Origin of the sequence: Plasticicumulans sp., from assembly GCF_035331805.1 — a bacterium.
GTDB lineage: Bacteria > Pseudomonadota > Gammaproteobacteria > Competibacterales > Competibacteraceae > Plasticicumulans.
This window is the reverse complement of the sequence record NZ_DAOLKE010000320.1, coordinates 1-4,023: the sequence shown is the minus strand read 5'-3', so window position 1 is coordinate 4,023 and position 4,023 is coordinate 1. Positions and strand designations below refer to the sequence as shown.

Below are 4,023 nucleotides of genomic sequence, written 5' to 3'. Positions count from 1 at the left end.
GCAACGCAGCAACGCAGCCGGTCTCGCGCCTGCCGCTCCCGGCGCGCGCCGGGAGCGCCTTCAGACCAGCCGCTGATCCTGCAGCAGCGCGTACAGCAGTTCGAAGCGCTCCAGCGGCTCGTCGATGCCGAGCAGCATGTGCCGCGCGCCGTTCGGCAGCGGCATGACCTCGGCGAGGCGGTTGACGACCCAGTCGGCGCTGTCCCAGTCGGGTTCGAGCAGCGCGCGGTAGCGTTCGATGCCCTCGGCATCGAGGATGCGCCCGAGCAGCCGCTCCAGCGAGCGGAACTGCGGCGGCACCGGCTCGCGCACCGGCTCGGGCAGCCATTCGACGCGCCCGAGCACCAGCCGGTCGGGCTGGCTGCGGTGTTCGAGCACGCGAAAGCGCCGTTCGCCGCGGCAGGTGATGCCGAGCATGCCGTCGGGCAGGCGGTCGAAATCACGGATGCGGGCGCTGCTGCCGAGCAGGTGGAAGCTCGCGTCACCGCCGGCCTCGCTGCCGGCGCTGATCGGCACGACGCCGAAGGGCAGGTCCTCGCGCAGGCAGCGTCCGACCATGCTGACGTAGCGCGGCTCGAAGATGCGCAGCGGCAGCGGACCGCCGGGGAACAGCACGACATCGAGCGGGAACAGCGGGATTTCGTCCGGCAGGGTCACGACGCAGTCTCCGGGTCATCGGGCTGGCCCCAGCGCGCCATCAGCGCGTGCGCCACGCCGAGCTGGTCGAGCACGCGCGCGACGATGTAGTCGACGAGTTCCCCGACGCACTGCGGCCGGTGATAGAAACCGGGATTGGCCGGCAGGATCACGGCCCCGGCACGCGCGAGCGTCAGCATGTTTTCGAGGTGGATCGCCGAGAACGGCGTCTCGCGCACCACCAGCACCAGCTTGCGGTGCTCCTTCAGCATCACGTCGGCGGCGCGTTCGATCAGCGTGTCGGACAGCCCGTGCGCGACCGCCGCCAGCGTGCCGGTCGTGCACGGGCAGATCGCCATCGCCCGGCACACGGCCGAGCCGCTTGCAACCGGCGCCGTCCATTCCTCGCGCCCGTACACCTGCAGCTGCGCCGGCGGGCAGCCGAAGCGTTCGAGCAAGGCCGCACGCACCTCGGCCGGTCGCGCCGGCAGCGCCCAGTCGGTTTCCATGCCGACGACGATCTGCGCGGCCTTCGAATACATCAGATAGACGGTTTCGCCGGCGGCGAGCAGGCATTCGAGCAGGCGCAGGCCGTACTGCGCGCCGGAGGCACCGGTCAGGGCCAGCGCAATCGGGGCACGACTCACCGCGCGCCCTCCTCCACCAGCGATTTCAGCCACTTCGTGCGCTGCGTCGTGCGATCGGCCTTGCACGCGGCCATCAGCATCGGCTCCATCGAACCGCCGCGCGCACCGTACGGTTCCAGTTCGCAGTCGGCGTCGCGCGAGGCGATCCACGCGCGCTGCGCGAGCTTCAGCCGCTCGCGCTCGGCCTCGGGCAGCGCGGTGCGCACCTGCGCGTAGATGGCATTCAGCTCGCGATCGGCGCGCGCGTAGTCCTCGCCGGCACAGCGGGTCATCTCGGCCTGGGTCTGCGGATCGCGGCAGGGGTCGGCGGCACTCGCTGCAGCAGCAGTCAGGGTGAGCACGAGGGCAATCCAGTACGGCAGCATATCGACGCAACTCCGGATACAGGGCGGGCGGGCACGCAAACCAATGCAATCCGGCAGCGGCCAAGGCAGGCAGTCAAAGTGATCAGTGTCGACGATCGAACGGTGTGGCGCGAGTTCGAAATCCAGCAGACACCCAGGGATCGGCTGCATGTCTTATCCGCCATCAAGGCGCACGCGCAGATCGTCCAGCCGGAGCAGGCAACGATCGAGGCTGCCGGCGCGCCGCCGGGCACGATCCGGACGCCAGATCTCCTGGATGAAGCGTCCGGTCTGGCCCACATAATCCGGTCCGACGACCGCCGCATGGCCCGGGCGCGGCACGAGGGCCTCACGCAAGGCCCGGCGGCGCGACAGCCGGGCGAGATTCACCAGCGTCCGCTTCGGATCGGGCTCGGCTTGCGGATCCTCCGGAATACGGGCCAAGCCGATGCCCAGCCATCCGGCGATCGCCTCCCGGTCTGCGAGCAGCCAGCTTTCGAGCTCGCGCACGACGAGCCGCAGCAGATAGTGTTCAGGCCGGATCAGTGCGGGTCGATGACGCTGAACGACCCTGGGCGGACAGTCGCCGGGTTCTTCCACATCCATGTAATCGAGCAGGACCAGCAGGGGCGCGTGGACGGTGGCCGGTGCCAGCTTCGGTGCCATCGTGCATACGTAGCCGCATCCGCGCTGCGGATACACGGTGCCGACCTCCAGACCGCAGGCATGAAGCAGGCGCCGGGCGACGAACAGGTCCGTCGGTCCTTCCACCAGCACATCGACCGGCCATCGCATTCAGGACGGCGCCAGTGCCAGCGCCAGTTGCTCCGCGCCGTCCGGGCGCGACAAGGGCAGCACGGCATCGGCGGCACTCATGCCCTGCTGCATCAGCAGCCTTTCCTTGTCGCCCGGCTGGTGGATCAGCGTGCCCTGTGCGGTCGGTCGCAGCCAGAGCACTTCCTCGGCCGCGATGCCTGGGTCACGCAGCAAATCCTCGGAATGCGTCGTGACAATGACTTGCCGGCCCCCGCCCTTGCGCCGGCGCGCACGCTCGAACAGCCCCGGCAACTGCGCGACGACGGCTGCGTGCAGGGACAGTTCCGGTTCTTCGAGCAGCAGCGGCCCGCCGTCTTCGAGCAGCGCCCACAACAGACCGAGCAGACGCAGCGTGCCATCCGAAAACTGCGCCTCGGACTGCCGCGCCGCGTTCGGGCGCCAGTGTTCGTAAAGGCCGACCAGATGCGGAGTGCCCGTCTCGTCCTGTTCGACGCGCAGCTCCCGAAACTGCGGCACGGCCACCTGCAGGACCTGGTTGATGCGCCGCAGCCGGGCTTCGCGGGTACGCTGCGGGGTTTGCCAGAGCCGCTGCAGGAAATCCCGGCCGTACGGGTCGTTGATGACCGGTGCGGAGCTGAAGCCCTTGGGATCGCGGATCACTTCCGGCACCGGATGCCGGTACGCGATGCTGCGGAAGAATTCGGCCAGCTCACGGAAACCGCGGTTGGCGTTGATCTGTTCGAGATAGGTCTGGGTCAGGCGCTCCGGGTCGCTGCGATCTTCCTCGTTCGGGCGCTCGACCAAGAGCTCCTCACCGTGCCAGACACGCTCGCAGCGGATGACCGGCTGCTCCTGGCGATGATCCTTGTTGAACGCCAGACGGTAGCGCCAGCCGGCGCCGGCATCCGGACCGTCGTCCTCCACGAGGGTCACCTCGATCTGCACATCCGAACGGTAGGTCGCCGCCAGACAGCGCAGCGCCGACACGTCCCCCCGTTTGTCGAGCACGGACTGACGCAGGCCGATGGCCGCCACATCGCGCAGGAAGCGCAGGGCATCCAGCAGGTTGGACTTGCCCGATGCGTTCGGGCCGATGATGAAGGTGCGCGCACCGAACGCGCCTTCGGCCTGCTTGAAGTTCCGCCAGTTCTGCAGGGCGAGGCGACTGACATACATGCTCAGCCGCCCGCCAGCGCCACCAGCAGACGTCCGTGGATGCCGCCGAAGCCGCCGTTCGACATCACCAGCAGCACGTCGCCGGGCTGCACGCGGGCGACGGCCGCGGCGACGGTCGCGTCGATCGTCGTGGCGATGCTCGCGCGGCTGCCCATCGACGCGACGCTCGCGGCCAGATCCCAGCCGAGATCGGGCGCGGCGTGGAACACCGCGGCATCGGCGGCCGCGAGCGAGCCGGCCAGCGCGTCCTTGAACACGCCGAGCTTCATCGTGTTCGAGCGCGGCTCCAGCACGGCGACGATGCGCCGGCCGGCATCGAGGCTGGCGCGCAGGCCGGCGAGCGTGGTCGCGATCGCGCTCGGGTGGTGCGCGAAGTCGTCGTAGACGCGCACGCCGGCGGCCTCGCCGCGCAGTTCCATGCGCCGCGCTCGGGCGACGTTGTG

General features: G+C 69.6%; 6 protein-coding genes. All 6 read right to left on the bottom strand.

Annotated elements, in window-relative coordinates; all coding sequences use genetic code 11:
- Positions 1-60: 60 nt before the first annotated feature.
- Entirely contained in the window at positions 61-657 is a 597-nt protein-coding gene (locus tag PKE44_RS16095; RefSeq protein ID WP_324553167.1) for an LON peptidase substrate-binding domain-containing protein, read from the bottom strand.
- Entirely contained in the window at positions 654-1,283 is a 630-nt protein-coding gene (locus tag PKE44_RS16090) for a flavin prenyltransferase UbiX (RefSeq protein ID WP_324553164.1), read from the bottom strand. The genes PKE44_RS16095 and PKE44_RS16090 overlap by 4 nt, the downstream gene beginning before the upstream one ends.
- Positions 1,280-1,798, bottom strand: a complete 519-nt coding sequence (locus tag PKE44_RS16085; protein WP_324553161.1) for a lysozyme inhibitor LprI family protein — start codon at positions 1,796-1,798, stop codon at positions 1,280-1,282. The genes PKE44_RS16090 and PKE44_RS16085 overlap by 4 nt, the downstream gene beginning before the upstream one ends.
- Before the next feature lie 3 nt (positions 1,799-1,801).
- Positions 1,802-2,422 carry a hypothetical protein gene (locus PKE44_RS16080; protein ID WP_324553159.1) on the bottom strand — a complete coding sequence of 207 codons (621 nt, stop codon included), beginning with the start codon at positions 2,420-2,422 and terminating at the stop codon, positions 1,802-1,804.
- Entirely contained in the window at positions 2,423-3,580 is a 1,158-nt protein-coding gene (locus PKE44_RS16075) for an AAA family ATPase (protein ID WP_324553156.1), read from the bottom strand. It lies immediately after the preceding gene.
- 2 nt (positions 3,581-3,582) lie between these two features.
- Positions 3,583-4,023 (bottom strand): cyanophycin synthetase (locus PKE44_RS16070; RefSeq protein WP_324553153.1); only part of this gene is annotated, 441 nt, incomplete at its 5' end.

Coding starts and splice junctions, on each gene's coding strand:
- PKE44_RS16085 (WP_324553161.1), bottom strand. CDS start 1,798: ATGCAGCCGATCCCTGGGTGTCTGCTGGATTTCGAACTCGCGCCACAC.
- PKE44_RS16080 (WP_324553159.1), bottom strand. CDS start 2,422: ATGCGATGGCCGGTCGATGTGCTGGTGGAAGGACCGACGGACCTGTTC.
- PKE44_RS16075 (WP_324553156.1), bottom strand. CDS start 3,580: ATGTATGTCAGTCGCCTCGCCCTGCAGAACTGGCGGAACTTCAAGCAG.